Source organism: Pseudomonas sp. NPDC090592, from assembly GCF_044769185.1.
In the GTDB taxonomy this organism is placed as follows: Bacteria; Pseudomonadota; Gammaproteobacteria; order Pseudomonadales; family Pseudomonadaceae; genus Aquipseudomonas.
Window position 1 is genome coordinate 16,289 of sequence record NZ_JBIVXJ010000006.1, and the last position, 15,706, is coordinate 31,994.

The 15,706-nt window shown below is 61.3% G+C and carries 13 protein-coding genes; 3 read left to right on the top strand and 10 right to left on the bottom strand.

Going from position 1 to position 15,706, the window contains the following annotated elements:
- Position 1: 1 nt before the first annotated feature.
- The 7 genes from nuoC to ACIQUI_RS06720 all read right to left on the bottom strand — a co-directional run bounded on the left by nuoC (position 2) and on the right by ACIQUI_RS06720 (position 8,245).
- Positions 2-1,783, bottom strand: a complete 1,782-nt coding sequence (gene nuoC, locus ACIQUI_RS06690) for an NADH-quinone oxidoreductase subunit C/D (RefSeq protein WP_201199662.1) — start codon at positions 1,781-1,783, stop codon at positions 2-4.
- A gap of 79 nt (positions 1,784-1,862) precedes the next feature.
- Positions 1,863-2,540: an NADH-quinone oxidoreductase subunit B family protein gene (locus ACIQUI_RS06695; RefSeq protein WP_008096180.1), complete on the bottom strand. Its 678-nt coding sequence runs from the start codon at positions 2,538-2,540 to the stop codon at positions 1,863-1,865.
- 10 nt (positions 2,541-2,550) lie between these two features.
- On the bottom strand, positions 2,551-2,964 hold the full coding sequence (locus ACIQUI_RS06700; RefSeq protein WP_003251427.1) for an NADH-quinone oxidoreductase subunit A: 414 nt from the start codon (positions 2,962-2,964) through the stop codon (positions 2,551-2,553).
- 381 nt (positions 2,965-3,345) lie between these two features.
- Positions 3,346-4,008, bottom strand: a complete 663-nt coding sequence (locus ACIQUI_RS06705) for a lysoplasmalogenase (RefSeq protein ID WP_403196244.1) — start codon at positions 4,006-4,008, stop codon at positions 3,346-3,348.
- A gap of 138 nt (positions 4,009-4,146) precedes the next feature.
- Complete coding sequence (locus ACIQUI_RS06710; protein ID WP_403196247.1) at positions 4,147-5,415, bottom strand: hypothetical protein; 1,269 nt, start codon at positions 5,413-5,415, stop codon at positions 4,147-4,149.
- 279 nt (positions 5,416-5,694) lie between these two features.
- Positions 5,695-7,020 carry an isocitrate lyase gene (gene aceA / locus ACIQUI_RS06715; protein WP_201199656.1) on the bottom strand — a complete coding sequence of 442 codons (1,326 nt, stop codon included), beginning with the start codon at positions 7,018-7,020 and terminating at the stop codon, positions 5,695-5,697.
- Between the two features lie 490 nt (positions 7,021-7,510).
- The gene (locus ACIQUI_RS06720) at positions 7,511-8,245 is read right to left on the bottom strand and encodes a secretin N-terminal domain-containing protein (RefSeq protein ID WP_403196250.1); all 735 of its coding nucleotides are present in this window, start codon (positions 8,243-8,245) and stop codon (positions 7,511-7,513) included.
- Positions 8,246-8,403: 158 nt separating this feature from the next.
- Between ACIQUI_RS06720 and ACIQUI_RS06725 the strand changes: the two genes are divergently transcribed.
- Entirely contained in the window at positions 8,404-9,564 is a 1,161-nt protein-coding gene (locus ACIQUI_RS06725; protein WP_403196252.1) for a hypothetical protein, read from the top strand.
- Between the two features lie 92 nt (positions 9,565-9,656).
- Positions 9,657-11,099 carry a SulP family inorganic anion transporter gene (locus ACIQUI_RS06730; protein ID WP_403196255.1) on the top strand — a complete coding sequence of 481 codons (1,443 nt, stop codon included), beginning with the start codon at positions 9,657-9,659 and terminating at the stop codon, positions 11,097-11,099.
- A gap of 129 nt (positions 11,100-11,228) precedes the next feature.
- Here ACIQUI_RS06730 and fusA read toward each other — a convergent pair whose 3' ends face one another.
- Together fusA and ACIQUI_RS06740 are read right to left on the bottom strand one after the other, a co-directional pair.
- Positions 11,229-13,340: an elongation factor G gene (gene fusA / locus ACIQUI_RS06735; protein WP_403196257.1), complete on the bottom strand. Its 2,112-nt coding sequence runs from the start codon at positions 13,338-13,340 to the stop codon at positions 11,229-11,231.
- Positions 13,341-13,413: 73 nt separating this feature from the next.
- Entirely contained in the window at positions 13,414-13,839 is a 426-nt protein-coding gene (locus ACIQUI_RS06740; RefSeq protein ID WP_403196260.1) for a hypothetical protein, read from the bottom strand.
- 227 nt (positions 13,840-14,066) lie between these two features.
- On the opposite strand from ACIQUI_RS06740, the gene ACIQUI_RS06745 reads away from it, so the two are divergent.
- Positions 14,067-14,369: a hypothetical protein gene (locus tag ACIQUI_RS06745; RefSeq protein WP_201199645.1), complete on the top strand. Its 303-nt coding sequence runs from the start codon at positions 14,067-14,069 to the stop codon at positions 14,367-14,369.
- Positions 14,370-14,372: 3 nt separating this feature from the next.
- Here ACIQUI_RS06745 and ACIQUI_RS06750 read toward each other — a convergent pair whose 3' ends face one another.
- The gene (locus tag ACIQUI_RS06750) at positions 14,373-15,623 is read right to left on the bottom strand and encodes an aspartate aminotransferase family protein (RefSeq protein WP_403196262.1); all 1,251 of its coding nucleotides are present in this window, start codon (positions 15,621-15,623) and stop codon (positions 14,373-14,375) included.
- Positions 15,624-15,706: the final 83 nt, after the last annotated feature.

Consider the following 15,706-nt stretch of genomic DNA (forward strand, 5'->3'; position numbering starts at 1 on the left):
CTTAGCGGTCCACGTCAGCCATAACGAAGTCGATACTGCCCAGGTACGCAATGAGGTCGGCGACCATGCTGCCTTTGATCACCGAAGGGATCTGCTGCAGGTGCGGGTAGCTCGGGGTACGGATCCGGGTGCGGTAGCTCATGGTGCCGCCATCGCTCGTCAGGTAGTAACTGTTGATGCCCTTGGTCGCCTCGATCATCTGGAACGACTCGTTGGCCGGCATGACCGGGCCCCACGAGACTTGCAGGAAGTGCGTGATGAGGGTTTCGATGTGCTGCAGGGTGCGCTCTTTCGGCGGCGGCGTGGTCAGCGGGTGATCCGCCTTGTACGGGCCTTCCGGCATGTTGCGCAGGCACTGGTCGATGATGCGGATACTCTGGCGCATCTCCTCGACACGGACCATGCAGCGATCGTAGGCATCGCCGTTGTGGGCCAGCGGTACTTCGAACTCGAAGTTCTCGTAGCCGGAGTAAGGGCGGGCTTTACGCAGGTCGAAGTCGCAACCGGTGGAGCGCAGGCCGGCACCGGTGGTACCCCACTCCAGCGCTTCCTTGGTGTTGTAGGCGGCAACGCCGATGGTACGGCCCTTGAGGATGCTGTTCTGCAGGGCAGCCTTGGTGTATTCGTCGAGGCGCTTGGGCAGCCATTCGACGAAGTCCTTGACCAGCTTGTCCCAGCCACGCGGCAGGTCGTGGGCAACGCCACCGATGCGGTACCAGGCCGGGTGCAGGCGGAAACCGGTGATCGCTTCGATCACGGTGTAGGCGCGCTGGCGGTCGGTGAAGGTGAAGAACACCGGGGTCATGGCGCCGACGTCCTGGATGTAGGTACCCAGGAACAGCAAGTGGCTGGTGATGCGGAAGAACTCGGCCAGCATGATGCGGATCACGTCGACCTTCTGCGGCACCTGAATACCGGCCAGCTTCTCGACCGCGAGCACGTACGGCAGGTTGTTCATCACCCCGCCGAGGTAGTCGATACGGTCGGTGTAGGGGATGAAGCTGTGCCAGGATTGGCGCTCGGCCATTTTTTCGGCACCACGGTGGTGGTAGCCGATGTCCGGTACGCAGTCGACGATCTCTTCACCGTCCAGTTGCAGGACGATACGGAACGCACCGTGCGCCGAAGGGTGGTTGGGGCCGAGGTTGAGGAACATGTAGTCCTCGTTGGCGCCCTGGCGCTTCATGCCCCAGGCTTCCGGGTTGAAGCGCGCCGATTCCTCTTCAAGCTGTTGCTTGGCCAGGGTCAGGCTGTACGGGTCGAACTCGGTGGCGCGGGCAGGGTAGTCCTTGCGCAGCGGGTGGCCTTCCCAGGTGGGTGGCATCATGATGCGGCTGAGGTGCGGGTGGCCGGCAAAGTCGATGCCGAACATGTCCCAGACTTCACGCTCGTACCAGTTGGCGTTTGGCCAGATACCGGTCACGGTCGGCAGGTTCAGGTCGCCTTCGCTGAGCGACACCTTGATCATCACGTCGCTGTTACGCTCGACCGACAGCAGGTGGTAGAACACGCTGAAGTCGGCGGCAGGCAGGCCGCGGCGCTGGGTGCGCAGGCGTTCGTCTACGCCGTGCAGGTCGTACAGCATGCTGTATGGCTTGGCCACGCCGCGCAGGAAGCTGAGCACCTCTTTGAGCTGGGCGCGCTTGACCCACAGCACGGGCATGCCGGTGCGGGTTTCCTGGGCGACGAATGCTTCGGCGCCAAAACGGTTGTGCAGTTCGACGACCACATCCTGGTCGTCAGCCTTGTAGGGCGGAATGAAAATAGCGTTGTCCGCTGTCATGGTCTCGGTCGCTTTGGGTCAACGTTAAGAATGAAGCCAGGCCGCCGGCTCCTTCGAGAGCGGGCGGCAGGTCGCTGGATCAGACTTCGTCGGGGCTGCGCAGGTTGGTCACTGCAATGCGCTGCTCACGACGCAGGTCTTTCTGGGCTGGCATCTCGGCACGGTAAATACCTTGATCACCAACAACCCAGGAAAGCGGGCGTCGTTCTTGGCCGATCGACTCCTGCAACAGCATCAAGCCTTGCAGGAAAGCCTCAGGGCGTGGCGGGCAGCCAGGCACATAGACGTCCACGGGGAGGAACTTGTCGACCCCCTGAACGACCGAGTAAATGTCGTACATGCCGCCGGAGTTGGCGCACGACCCCATGGAGATGACCCATTTGGGCTCGAGCATCTGCTCGTACAGGCGCTGGATGATCGGCGCCATTTTCACGAAGCAGGTACCGGCGATGACCATGAAGTCGGCCTGACGCGGCGAGGCCCGGATGACTTCGGCGCCGAAGCGGGCGATGTCGTGGGGTGCCGTGAAGGCCGTGGTCATTTCCACGTAGCAGCAGGACAGGCCGAAGTTGTACGGCCAGAGGGAGTTCTTGCGACCCCAGTTGACCGCGCCACGCAGCACATCTTCGAGTTTCCCCATGTAGATGTTCTTGTGGACCTGGTCCTCCAGCAGCTGGTCGGTGACGGTTTCCCGTTCACCTACCGGGTACTGCTCGTTGGGCGCATCCGGATCGATTCTGGTGAGATTGTATTGCATTGCCAAAGCCTCATTGTTTCAGCTTCGCTTGCCGCTTGCGGCGACCTTCGGGAGCCCAATCAAGAGCACCGACGCGCCATAGGTAGACAAGACCTGCCAACAGAATTGCTATGAAAACGAGAGCTTCGACGAACCCGGTCCAGCCGCTTTCGCGGACGGACACAGACCATGCAAAGAGAAAGAGGGCTTCGATATCGAAGATCACGAACAGCATCGCGACCAGATAGAATTTGGCGGACAGGCGCAGGCGGGCGCTACCGACGGGCAGCATGCCGGATTCGAAGGGTTCGTTCTTGGCGCGGCCCCAGGCCTTGCTACCAAGCAGGCTGGACAGGCCGAGCATGAAGGCACACAGGCCGACGACACCCAGGAGGAAGATGGCAAAGCCCCAGTTGTGGGCGATGAGTCCTGCCGAATCGGACATGCTAAAGATCCTTATACAGAGACCCAGCTCTGCAGTCTGAAATAAGTAAAGCGGCGACGTGGTGTCGCAGGTGCAGTGACCAAATGTCGCAGCTGAGTCAATCGCGCTGATTTTATGGGTAAACCCGGTGCAAGTAAAATTTCTGTAGCAAATTTATTCGTAGCATTAAGTACAAAAACCACTCCTAACTGGCTGAAAGCCTTGAAATTCGGGCATTGCGTGCGCTTTTGTTAATTATGTTTCTTGCGAGTGGTAACGAATTACAAGTTGCGGAATGATAATTAATATCATTTGACCTGATGCCATGTAATTGGGCTGTTCTGCACCTTGTAAAGTTCATCTGGCGATTCCCCCTACTTGCAAATGCGAAAGGCTCGTGTTCTAGCAGCTTCCAGCGCCGCTTGCACCGCTCTGGGTCAATACTTTATCGGTTGAGCGATGACCGACTGATGAAGCGATGGCCCACTGGCCGAGCCAGTAGGCGAGGATGATCAGGTAGGGGGCGGCGGCAAACGGGCTGACGAAACGGTCGATGCCGATCAGGCTGTCGGAGAATACGAACAGGCCGGCGCCGAGTGCAGCGAGGCCGCCACAGGCCAGGGCGCGCCAGAGCATGGCGCTGATGGCCAGGGCGTAGAGTGCGACCGGGATCAGCAGCGGGCCTAGGCCGTGGCTGGCGAGTACGCTGAACAGGGTGATGCCGGTGAGGGCGCTGAACGCCAGCGCGGGCAGGGCAGGGCGAAGGGTTTGGCCGCAATAGGCGCGCAGGTAGGCCAGGTGGGCACAAAGGAATGCGACCAGGCCGAACACGAACAGGTCGGCAGGGATGGCCAGCAGGATGTCGCCGAGTACCGAGAAGGCCAGGCCGATCGAGATCCACATGCGGTAGGTCGAGGCGGCGGCGCTGCGCAGCCAGGCGATCAGGGCCAGCACCGGGATGGGTTTGGCCAGCAGGGCGAGCAGGGTGTTGTCGCTGGCCAGTGCATATAGAAAGAGGGCAGCGGCGGCCAGGGCGATTGTGGTCAGGTGGCTTGGACGGGGCATGGGCGGTCCTTGCTACTGCTGTGCTGCCTCAAGCATAGACCTGATCCTGGATTTTGCTGTGGTCGGTCTCGACCCGTTCGCGGGCAGGCAAAACCCCTGGATCACGTACGGGCCCCGACCGAGCAGGTCACGCCTGTTTCAGGTGAGCAGGCGTGCCAGGTAGATCCTGGTTCTAGGATCGGCTGGAAGCTTGAGGCTGCAGGCCACTAGCGGTTGGCCATTGGGTTGGCAAGTGATGCTCGAGGCAAGTCCGGTTTCCTCTATAAAGGCCCAGCCATCGGCACCATAGGTGGTGTCCAGTTTGCCGTCGCTGTTGAAGCGCAGGGTCGTAAAAGGAGAGTGACCGTTATCATCTTCATAAAGCACGGTAAGGTAGATCTTTTCCGCTTCGCCATGGCTCGCGTCGAAGGTCAGGTCATTTGGGGTGGCAATGATCCACGGGTTCTTTTCGATGATCACCGGCTCCCCGTTGTTGAAGCTGTAGTTCAAGGTGCCGTCGCGGTTGAAACCCATCAATGCAGTTCCCTCGTCATAGGTATTGATGTCGATGGCGCAGGCCAGAACAAAGTGCTGGTTGGAGGTGGATTGCTTGAGTAGCGCCGGAAGCACTGTGTGGTCAGGGGTGGTCAGCTTCAGATAACCATCGTCGGCAAATCCTTTATCGACCTTGCCTTGCTTATCAAGGCGGGTGACGAAGACATGGTCCTGGAAGACGTCTGTAGGCAGGGGGGCGAACGCTGCATAAATACTGCCCTCACTCTCGGTCATTGCCTTCAGTAATACGGGGTTGTTGTCGTGCGTGGCTCGCCAATAGCCTGTTCCATTGAACTCAGTTGCCAGGTCGCCTTGCAGCGTTACTGCCACGATATGGTCGCGCGAGTGGAAGTAGAGGATGCCCTTGTCTATGCCGACGGAGCCCGTTGTGTTCGTGGATTGGATTTTGCTCCTGGCCTTCGATGGCGCGCTGATAGCCTTATCCTTCGATGTGGAACTGATCGATCGGTAGACGCGATAAGCTTTGTTGTCTTCTCCAAAGCCGGTGTCGGGCTCTCCATTGGCCAGCAAGCGAACGATCATGGGGTGATACGAATCAGGGGCGTAGTTGTAATCGGCGACCACGAAAATTCGCCCGGTTTCGTCCGTAACGATCCCAGTCAGGAACACACGCGAAGCACCGTCATACGCCACCGTTGTGACACCTTGCACACCGAATCCGGTATCAAGCGCACCGTCAGGCTCTAGGCGCAGCAGCTTGAGGGTGGATAGGGCCCTTGGTGCCGAAGAAATAAGGGTTTTTTGGGTTGAATCGAGGATGATCGGGCCAGCGTGGTCGTAAGCGCTGTGCGAAAAGCGACCCTTTGAAGCGAATTCAGGGTCTAGCTGTCCTGCATTGATGGTGTCCGACATGATGTAACTCCTTTTAGGGGGAGTCACAATGCTCAGCGAAACGGTGAGCTGGAGAAACTGGCAGAAATGCTAGGCTTCGAATGCAAAATGTGCACGGCTTTGGCCGCTGCTCGCGTTTGTTTATCGAGGGCGTTCAGCGGGCATGCGAAGTCACCGGCCCGATGGATGACGCCGAGCTGGGCATGCTGCAGGTCCCGCGCAATTCTGTAAGGTTCGGTGCAGGCAAAAATAAAGGCCCGGGGCTTGCGCAAGCCCCGGGCCTCTGTCAGCCAACCACTATCAGTGGAACTGCTCTTCCTCGGTCGAACCGGTCAGTGCAGTCACCGACGAAGCCCCGCCCTGAATCACGGTAGTCATGTCGTCGAAGTAGCCAGTGCCCACTTCCTGCTGGTGCGCCACGAAGGTGTAGCCTTTGCTGGCGTCCGCGAATTCCTGCTCTTGCAGCTTGACGTAGGCGGTCATGTCGTTGCGGGCGTAGTCGTGCGCCAGGTTGAACATGCCGTGCCACATGTTGTGGATGCCGGCCAGGGTGATGAACTGGTGCTTGTAGCCCATGGCCGACAGTTCGCGCTGGAACTTGGCGATGGTGGCGTCATCCAGGTTCTTCTTCCAGTTGAAGGACGGCGAGCAGTTGTACGACAGGATCTGGTCCGGGTACTCCTTCTTGATCGCTTCGGCGAAGCGGCGGGCTTCGTCCAGGTCCGGCTTGGCAGTTTCACACCAGATCAGGTCGGCGTACGGGGCGTAGGCCAGGCCACGGGCGATGGCCTGGTCGAGGCCGGCACGTACCTTGTAGAAGCCTTCACGGGTACGCTCGCCAATCACGAACGGCTGGTCGTACGGGTCGCAGTCGCTGGTCAGCAGGTCGGCGGCGTTGGCGTCGGTACGGGCCAGGATGATGGTCGGTACGCCCGATACGTCAGCAGCCAGGCGGGCAGCCACCAGCTTCTGTACGGCTTCCTGGGTCGGTACCAGTACCTTGCCACCCATGTGGCCGCATTTTTTCACCGAGGCCAGCTGGTCTTCGAAGTGCACGCCGGCGGCGCCTGCCTCGATCATGTTCTTCATCAGCTCGTAGGCGTTCAGCACGCCGCCGAAACCGGCTTCGGCGTCGGCCACGATCGGTGCGAAGTAGTCGATGTAGCCTTCGTCGCCCGGGTTCTTGCCAGCTTTCCACTGGATCTGGTCGGCACGGCGGAACGAGTTATTGATGCGCTTGACCACGGTCGGTACCGAGTCGACCGGGTACAGCGACTGGTCGGGGTACATGGACTCGGCCGAGTTGTTGTCGGCGGCAACCTGCCAGCCGGACAGGTAGATGGCCTGGATGCCGGCTTTTACCTGCTGCACTGCCTGGCCGCCGGTCAGGGCACCCATGCAGTTGACGAAATCTTTTTCTGGGCGGAAGGACGGGTGGGCACCTTCGGTGACCAGCTTCCACAGTTTTTCTGCACCCTGGCGGGCAAAGGTGTGCTCGGGTTGCACGGAGCCACGCAGGCGAACGACATCAGCGGCGGTGTAGGTACGGGTCACGCCTTTCCAGCGCGGGTTCTCGGCCCAGTCTTTCTCGAGGGCTGCAATTTGCTGTTCGCGTGTCAGTGCCATGGAAATAAACCTCGTCGCATCGATCTTGGGTTAATTGTGCTGATGCTCGGAGCAGATCAGGTGCCTGGCGGCTGTCCTGTTCGCAGGAGTGCGGCGGCGAACGCGAAGGCTCGAAGGGGAAGGGTGGGCAGGCCAGGCGAAGGTGTGCTCCGGCAGGTCGGCTCGTGGTTGCCTTGCTGCGGTGCGACGCGATTGCCAGTACTGCGGTGATGCGCTTCCGTCCCTCGGGACAACTTCTTCGTTGCAGTCACAATCCCGTCGAACCGCCTTGTGGGCCGTATAGACACGAGGCGCCTCCAGAGGTGGGAGGAGCACGCCTCGAAGGCCCTTGCCAGGGCCCCTGATTAGCGGGAGCGAGGCCATCATGCCCTTGGGAAAAAGACCCTGTCAAATGTTTTGTAGTGAGTTTTTTCACTTACTACATCTTTGGTCTAATGCGACTTGGCAGTCAGTTTCAAGGCCTTTGGTCGAGGCCTTGAATTGCCTGGGATCAGTCGAGAAGGTCGACTTTGACACGTAAAGTCATGTTTTCACCCCGCTGGGTGCTGTAACTGCGGCTTGACGTGCTGCGGTCGGCTTGGCTCTGCTGGTTGTAGCCTGCCAGGGTGATCCATTCGCCGAGCTTGCCGGTGACTGTCGTGTCGGTGCTTTGAACTTTCACTACATCTGCACGTTCCTGGCTGATGCGGTCATTATTGCTGCTGATTTGCAGACGAACCGTTTCACCGCTCAGGCTTGGGGTGACGTAGAAACCCTGGGTCACGTTGCGGTATTCGGTGTTGCTCTGGATACGCCCGTAGCCGTCGGTGCTGGTGCTGGTAATCGGGATGCTCTGGCCCACCTGAATGAGCGCTGGCTGGCCTTCGCTGGCCTGGATCTGCTGCATGCCACCGTCCCGGTTGCTGGTGCCATAGTGAATCACGTGTGCATTGCCGCGGTTGTCCTGGAAGTTGCTGTCGTTGTTGTCGACGCTGATCAGCAGGCGCTTGGGGGCGGTGTCCAGCTGTTGCAGCAAGGCGCGCAGATCGTCGATGCGCTCTGGGCTGGCGTTGACGATCAGCTTGTTCTCGAAGGCGCTGACCGTGCCGTCCTTGCCGATGAAGGCCTGCGCCGCAGGCAGCAGTTCGGCGCTGGCGCGGTGCTGCAGCGGCACGACCTCGGTGGCGGCCTGGGCGCCCAGGCAGGCGACCAGCAGCAGGGAGGCGAAAAGGGGGCGTAGCGGCATGTCCATGATCTCCGCAGGTTGGAACCAACATGATGGCAAATTTGCGGCCTTTCTGCCGGATTTGGATCATGTCGGCATTGCGCACTGACAGGGTGATTTATCGGATTTTATCTTGTAGGCTATAAATTATAGTTTCTGAGATAATTGAGGATAATTGTATGTCACCCGTTCGCCCGCTGCTGCGTCGTGATCAGTTGGCCAAGGCCTTGGCCCAGGACCTGGCCGGCGAGTCGCTGGTCGACTACAGCTCGGGCATGTTCCTCGCTGCGCCCCGACGTACGGGCAAGAGTACCTTCCTCAATAATGACTTCATTCCGGAATGCGTACGCCGCGGCTGGCTACCGGTTTACGTAGACCTGTGGTCGGACCGTGACGCCGCGCCGGCAGAGCTCATCAGTGGCGCCATCGGTGCTGCGCTGGGCAGCTTCGAAGGGGCGCTGGCCAAGGCGGTGAAAAAGGCCGGTATCGACAAGGTCAACCTGCTGCGTACCCTCAGCTGGGATTTCACTCGACCGCAACTGCCTGAGGGTACGACCTTGGCCCAGGCGCTTGCCGTGCTGCATCAAGTGTCGGGGCAGATGGTGGTACTGATCATCGACGAAGCCCAGCATGCCCTCAACAGTGAAGATGGCCTGAACGCAATGTTCGCGCTAAAAGCTGCGCGTGACCATCTCAACCGTGGTGACCGTCCGGATGGCTTGCGCCTGGTGTTCACCGGTTCCAGTCGCGACAAGCTGGCCAACCTGGTGTTGAAGAGCAAGCAGCCGTTCTTTGGTGCCAGTATCACGCCATTCCCCTTGCTGGGGCGTGAATACGTCGAGTTCATCACGGCCTTGTGGAACCAGCGCCTGGCCGACAGCAACCAGTTCAAGGTCGAGGACCTGACGTACGCGTTCGAACTGGTGGGCCGTCGCCCTGAAATGCTCAACAAGCTGTTGGCCGAGGTCAGCGTCGGCCTGGGTGAGGCGGGCAACCTGGGTGAACTGCTGCGCAACGGGGCACTCAATCATCAGGCCGGCGTGTGGAGTGACTACGAAAGTGCCTGGAACGAGCTCTCGCCCTTGCAACAGGCAGTGCTTGGGGTAATGGCCGAGCGCACGCTGGGCCAGCAGCCGTTTTCGCCGTTTACCGAGCAAACCCTGGCCGATGTCAGCCGCAAGCTGGAACTGGCCCAGGCCGAGGCCAATGCCACTACGCCCAATGTGCAGAAGGCCCTTGATGCTTTGCGCGACAAGGAGCTGGTATGGAAGGCCAACCGTGGCGAGTATGCACTCGAAGACGCCTCCATGGCCGAATGGCTGACCTCTGCCGGGCGATAGGCGCCGTTGCGGTGGCCGCTGCCAGACAAATTACGTAACATCGCGCCCCTTGTTTTTTGTACCGTCCACCCGGACCGCCTCTCAGGATGCCCATGAAACCCGCCCGTCTACGCGCCGACCTGCTCGCAGGCCTGACCACCTCGTTTGCCCTGGTGCCCGAGTGCATCGCCTTTGCCCTGGTGGCTCACCTCAACCCGCTGATGGGCCTGTATGGCGCGTTCATCATCTGTACCCTGACGGCACTGTTTGGCGGCCGGCCGGGGATGATTTCCGGCGCTGCCGGCTCGATGGCGGTGGTGATCGTTGCGCTGGTGGTGCAGCACGGCGCGCAGTACTTGCTGGCCACGGTGCTGTTGGGCGGGGTAGTCATGATCCTGTTCGGCGTGTTGCGCCTTGGCAAGCTGGTGCGGCTGGTGCCTTACCCGGTAATGCTCGGTTTCGTGAACGGTCTGGCCATCGTCATCGCCATGGCCCAGCTGGAGCATTTCAAGGACGGCGAACACTGGCTCAGTGGCACGCCGCTGTACCTGATGATCGGCCTGGTGGTGCTGACCATGGCGGTGGTTTACGTGCTGCCGAAACTCACCCGTGCGGTGCCGCCAGCGCTGGTGGCGATCCTGGGCGTTGGCCTGCTGGTCTACCTGCTCGGGCTGCCTACCCGCACCCTGGGTGACATGGCGCACATCGCCGGTGGCCTGCCGGGGTTGGCGCTGCCGGATGTACCCTGGAACATGCAAACCCTGAAGATCATCGCCCCCTACGCGGTGCTGATGGCCATGGTCGGCCTGCTGGAAACCCTGCTTACCCTCAACCTGACCGACGAAATTACCGAGAGCCGTGGTTTCCCGGACCGCGAGTGCGTGGCACTGGGTGCGGCGAACATGGTTTCGGGCCTGTGCGGGGGCATGGGTGGTTGCGCGATGATCGGGCAGACAGTGATCAACCTCAGCTCCAATGGCCGTGGCCGGTTGTCTGGCGTGGTGGCGGGCGTGATGATTCTGCTGTTCGTGTTGTTCCTGTCGCCGCTGATCGAGCGTATTCCGCTGGCAGCGCTGGTAGGGGTGATGTTCGTGGTGGCCCAGCAGACTTTTGCCTGGGCGTCGTTGCGGGTGCTGCACAAGGTGCCGGTCAATGATGTGCTGGCGATCATTGCGGTCACCGTGGTTACGGTGTTTACCGACCTGGCCATGGCGGTAATGTTCGGCATCATCATCGCGGCGGTGAACTTTGCCTGGCAGCATGCGCGCGAACTGTATGCCGATAGCCATGTGGATGAGGAGGGGGGCAAGCATTATCAGGTGCATGGCACGTTGTTCTTTGCCTCGACTGCGCCGTTCCTCAACCAGTTTGACCCAGCCAATGATCCCGGCAAGGTCACGTTGGATTGCCAGCACCTGAGTTTTGTCGACTACTCGGCGATTGCTGCGTTGAAGACCCTGCGCGAGCGTTATGCCAAGGCGGGCAAGCATTTGCGTGTGGTGCATTTGTCGGAACGGTGCAAGAAGCTGTTGAAGCGGGCGGGTGAGCAGCACTGAAGCCGTTTGCTGCCTGCACCGGCCTCTTCGCGGGCGCGCCCGCTCCCACAGAGGGCACACAATGCTTGGGCCTGCGGTCAGTGTGTGGGAGCGGGCGTGCCCGCGAAGAGGCCAGTGCAGGAAAACCGGCTACTCCCCGCGGTTCTTCTTGACGATGCCATCGGCAATGCTCGCCGGGGCCTCGGCATAGCGGGTGAATTCCATCGAGAAGCTGGCCCGGCCTTGGGTCATCGAGCGCATCGAGGTGGCGTAGCCGAACATCTCGCCAAGCGGCACCTCGGCCCGGATTACCTTGCCGGCCGGCGTTTCGTCACCATCCTGGATCATGCCGCGGCGCCGGCTCAAGTCGCCAAGGATATCGCCCTGGTACTCCTCGGGCGTTACCACCTCCACCTTCATCACCGGCTCCAGCAGCACCGCGCCGCCTTTCTGCGACAGTTGCTTGGTGGCCATGGACGCAGCGATCTTGTAGGCCATCTCGTTTGAGTCGACATCGTGGTACGAGCCGTCGAACACTGCTGCCTTCAGGTTGATCAGCGGGTAGCCCGCCAGTACGCCGTTCTTCATCTGCTCTTCGATGCCCTTCTGGATCGCCGGTATGTACTCGCGGGGTACCACGCCGCCGACAATCTCGTTGATGAACTCCAGGCCTTCCTTGCCTTCATCGCCTGGGGCGAAGCGGATCCAGCAATGGCCATACTGGCCACGGCCGCCAGACTGGCGTACGAAGCGCCCTTCGATCTCGCAGGTATTACGGATTTTTTCGCGGTAAGCCACCTGCGGCTTGCCAATGTTGGCTTCGACGTTGAACTCGCGGCGCATGCGGTCGACGATGATGTCCAGGTGTAACTCGCCCATGCCGGAGATGATGGTCTGGCCGGTTTCTTCGTCGGTGCGCACGCGGAATGACGGGTCTTCCTGGGCCAGTTTGCCCAGGGCGATGCCCATTTTTTCCTGGTCGGCTTTGGTCTTGGGCTCCACCGCCACGGAAATCACCGGGTCGGGGAAGTCCATGCGCTCAAGAATGATCGGCTTGTCCATGTCGCACAGGGTATCGCCGGTGGTCACGTCCTTCATGCCGATCAGCGCGGCGATGTCGCCGGCGCACACGTCCTTGATTTCGGCGCGCTGGTTGGCGTGCATCTGCACCATGCGGCCAATACGTTCCTTCTTGCCCTTGACCGAGTTGAGCACCGCATTGCCAGAGCTGAGTACACCGGAATAGACGCGGGCGAAGGTGAGGGTGCCGACGAACGGGTCGGTGGCGATCTTGAAGGCCAGCGCCGAGAACGGTTCCTTGTCGTCGGCGTGGCGCTCCAGGTGCTTGTCTTCGTCGTCGGGGTCGGTGCCTTTGATGGCCGGGATTTCCGACGGGGCAGGGAGGTAATCGATGACCGCATCGAGCATCAGCGGCACGCCCTTGTTCTTGAACGAGGAACCGAGGATGGTGGGTACAATTTCGTTGTTCAGGGTGCGCTTGCGCAGGCCCGCCTTGATTTCTTCGATGCTCAGTTCTTCGCCATCCAGAAACTTCAGGGTCAGTTCGTCATCGGCCTCGGCTGCGGCCTCCACCATTTTCGCGCGCCATTCATCGGCCAGCGCCTTGAGCTCGGCAGGAATCTCTTCTTCGCGATAGCTGGTGCCGTTATCGGCATCGTTCCAGTAGATGGCCTTCATCTTCACCAAGTCGATCTGGCCGATGAAATGCTCTTCGCTGCCAATGGCCAGCTGGATCGGCACCGGGTGGTGCCCCAGGCGCTGGTCGATCTGTTTGACCACACGCAAAAAGTCGGCGCCCTGGCGGTCCATCTTGTTGATGTAGGCCAGGCGCGGCACGTGGTACTTGTTGGCCTGGCGCCACACCGTCTCGGACTGCGGCTCTACGCCGTCAGCACCGCTGAATACCACTACGGCGCCATCGAGCACGCGCAGTGAGCGCTCTACCTCGATGGTGAAGTCGACGTGGCCGGGGGTGTCGATGATGTTGAAACGGTACCTGTCGGCAAACTGCTTGGTCGAGCCTTGCCAGAACGCCGTGGTCGCCGCCGAGGTGATGGTGATGCCGCGCTCCTGCTCCTGGGCCATCCAGTCCATGGTCGCGGCACCATCGTGCACTTCGCCCATCTTGTGGTTGACCCCGGTGTAGAACAGGATCCGCTCGGTAGTGGTGGTCTTGCCGGCGTCAACGTGGGCGACGATGCCGATATTGCGGTACAGCTCGATGGGCGTTGTGCGGGCCATGGCGGACTACCTGCGGCTGGGCGGATTCCACCACGTTAGCAGACCGGTGGAATCCTGCCGTGCCGCCGGGCCGTCAGTCGGCCTGGGCTTGCAGCATCCACTGGCCATCCACTTCGCGGGCCAGGCCGCTGGCGGGCAGCAGGGCCAGCAGGCGCGCGTGCAGGGTAGCTTCGGTGAAAGTCTTGAGGGTGGTCAGGTCCAGCGCGCCGATCAGGGTCAGGTCGGCCTTGGTGTACGACAGCCAGGCCTTTTTCAGCACCTGGGCGACGTCGCTGCCGGCAGTGCTGGCGAAGCGGCGGTGCCACTGGCGGCCATCGAAGGTGAAGCTGTGGGCGTGGCTGTAGGTGCTCTGGTCGGCACCTTCCACACAGCGATGGCAGCGGCACGGGCCTTCGCCGAAGGCGTTGCGCAGGTAGCTGTTGAAGTCCACGACGGGCTTGAGGGACAGGCGTTTGTCGACATCGAACAGGTCGGCGATCAGGGGTTCTTCGGCGCTCACGTGGGGTCCTCGTGTGGTGTGGCGTGCATCGGCGGGCACCCTAACAGATCGGGGCCTGCAGATCACCTTTTGCAGGGCTGGCCTCTTCGCGGGCGCGCCCGCTCCCACAGGCAATGTGCTATCCCTGTGGGAGCGGGCTTGCCCGCGAAGAGGCCGGTAGAGACAACCGAGACCGCCTGCCGTACTCTACGCCCCCATCCGCCAAACACCCACTGAGGTAACCCCGCTTGAGCACCAAGTACCCGTACATCGCCACCGTCACCATCAGCGCCGAAGACCGCGGGGGCGATACCGAGGCCTCGGAAAACCCCAACATGCGCGTTGGCCTGGAGGCGGTGACCGAAACCCTGAAGAAGGTGCATTTCGTCGGTACGCTCGCGGCACCCGAAAAGAACGCCACGCACATCTGCGTGACCCTGGAGAACGGCCTGACCTACTACGGCCCGATCGTCAACGGCCACGCCGAACTCGAAGGCGGCTGGATTGCCTTCGAATCCGACATGCTCACCCCGGCAGAGCTGGGCCTGTAACGCTCAGTTCAACTCCGCCAGGCATTGCTCGAGGATATCCAGCCCTTCTTCGAGCACCTCGGCCTCGATGGTCAGCGGTGCCAGCAGGCGTATGATGTGCCGCGCCTTGCCGCTTGGCATCAGCAGCAGGCCTTTGGCCCGCGCCGCTTCCATGACCTTGGCCAGTTGCGCCGGGGCCGGGCTGCCATCGGCATTGACGAACTCGATGCCGCGCATGGCGCCCACGCCGGTCAGGCGGCCGATGTAAGGGCACAGGCCCGAAGCTTTCCAGCGCTGGTGGCGGCTGACAATGGCCTGCTCCTGACGCTCACCCCAGGTGGCGACGTTTTCGTCGGTCATCTGCGCCAGGCTGGCCAGCGCCGCCGCACAGGCAATCGGGTTGCCCGAATAGGTACCCCCCAGGCCGCCCTTGGGCAGCGACGCCATCACTTCCTTGCGCCCCACCACTGCACCCAGCGGCATGCCGCCGGCAATGCTCTTGGCCAACAACAGCAGGTCGGGCTCGATGCCCAGGCGCGGGAAGGCGAAGCGCTGGCCGGTGCGGCCGAAGCCCGACTGGATCTCGTCGATGATGATCAGGATGCCGCGCTCGTCGCAGAAACGGCGCAGGGCCTGGGCGAAGGCCGGGTCAAGGGCGAGGAAGCCGCCTTCACCTTGTACCGGCTCGAAAATGAACGCTGCTACGTCTTCCACCGCCAGCTCGACGCTGAACAGGCGGTCCATGGCCTTGAGTGCCTGTTCGCAGGTTACCCCGGTATCGGCGCTGGGGTAGGGTAGGTGGTACACCGGCCCGGGCAGTTCGCCGACCCGTTGCTTGTACGGGGCGACCTTGCCGTTGAGGTTCAGGGTAGCCAGGGTGCGGCCGTGGAAGCCGCCGTCGAAGGCGATGATGGCGCGCTTGCCGGTTGCACCGCGGGCCACTTTCAGAGCGTTTTCCGCCGCTTCCGCGCCGCTGTTGGTGAGCATGCCGGCCAGCGGGTAGCTGACCGGTACGAACTGGCTCAGTTGCTCCATCAGGGCCAGGTACGGGCCGTGGGGTGCTGCGTTGAAGGCGTAGTGGGTGAGGCGGGTGGCCTGGGCCTGGATGGCCTCGACCACGGCCGGGTTGCAGTGGCCCAGGTTGAGTACGCCGATACCGCCGACGAAGTCGATGTAGCGTTTGCCGTCAGTGTCCCAGACTTCGGCATTGCGGCCATGGGAAAGTGTGATCGGGTGAACGATGGCAATGGACTGGCTGATACTTTCCTGGTTCATGGGCACGCGGGACCTTGTTCGAGTTTCTTATTATCCAAGCGTGTTGGCGGGTTATTCCGCAAACGAATTATTCGATTGCGGTC